The following is a 1,088-nucleotide window of genomic DNA, read 5'->3' on the forward strand; positions in this document are numbered from 1 at the left end:
CCATGCCGGCAAGAACAGCCGCCGCGTGGTCTCGGCCTTCATTGCCACCGCCTTCGCCCAGCCCGACCATGCCGCGGCCAAGGCGCAATGGCATCTCGTGGCGGATCAGATGCGCGGCAAGCTTCCGAAGCTGGCCACGCTGATGGATGGGGCCGAGGAGGACGTCCTGGCCTACATGACCTTTCCCCAGCCACATCGCGCCAAACTGCACTCCACCAATCCCATCGAGCGCCTGAACGGCGAGATCAAGCGACGCACCGATGTCGTCGGCATCTTTCCCAACGAGGCTTCGATCCGCCGATTGGTGGGCGCCATCCTGATGGAACAGACCGAGGAGTGGACCGTCCAGCGGGGTCGCTACATGACGCTGGAAACGCTCGCGCCAGTCTGCGATGATCTAACCGTCAGCTTGCCTGCAGCACAGTGCGACTGACCAGCTCGGCCCGCCCAGAAGCGCGAGGCCAATCGTGAGCTACACCATGATACGGGACACCATCCCTGCTGGTGGTCGAGGGCCTGAAATCCCTCTTTGCCGATGAGAATTTCGTCACGCTTCTGCGCGCCGAAGGGCTCGATACGCTGCCCAAATACCTCGCCGACCGCATTGAAACCGCCTGACCACGGAGACCAACATGACCCGGAACAGCACAGTGAAACCAATCTGCCCGGGCGCCTTTCCGCCGCCCGGTGACGATGATGAGGGTGTGCACGGCTGGCCGCCATGCTGCCGACATTCTCGAGCAGTTTGATCGGGTGATCAATACCACCAGCATGGAAGAGGCACTGGAGCAACAGGAGCATGTAGAGGAAACCGATCTCGCGGAATCGAATGATCCGGTGGCACCGGAAGGCACCGACGGCTGAGTGGTGTCCGCTCACACGGGCCGGGCTCGCGTCGCAGCAATCCGATCGGCCCGGAAAACGCACGCGTTATCGCCCTCGGCGGTTTCTGGCTGGTGAGCCTAGTGTTCCCCACCTTACACAAGATTCCCATCTGAGGTCAGATGTGCCAATGTCAGGACATGAGACGCATAGACATCTGCCTGTATCTGAGCCCCGCTGACCGTGCACAGCTTGAAGCCCTGGTC

1 protein-coding gene is annotated in these 1,088 nt (G+C 61.8%); it reads left to right on the forward strand.

Features of this window, described 5'->3' with window-relative positions; all coding sequences use genetic code 11:
- Nucleotides 1-433: transposase (locus tag DL899_RS19235; RefSeq protein ID WP_204355381.1), on the forward strand; the 433-nt coding region annotated here is incomplete at its 5' end.
- Nucleotides 434-1,088: the final 655 nt, after the last annotated feature.

It is taken from the genome of Roseovarius amoyensis (assembly GCF_003260265.1).
Taxonomy (GTDB): domain Bacteria; phylum Pseudomonadota; class Alphaproteobacteria; order Rhodobacterales; family Rhodobacteraceae; genus Roseovarius; species Roseovarius amoyensis.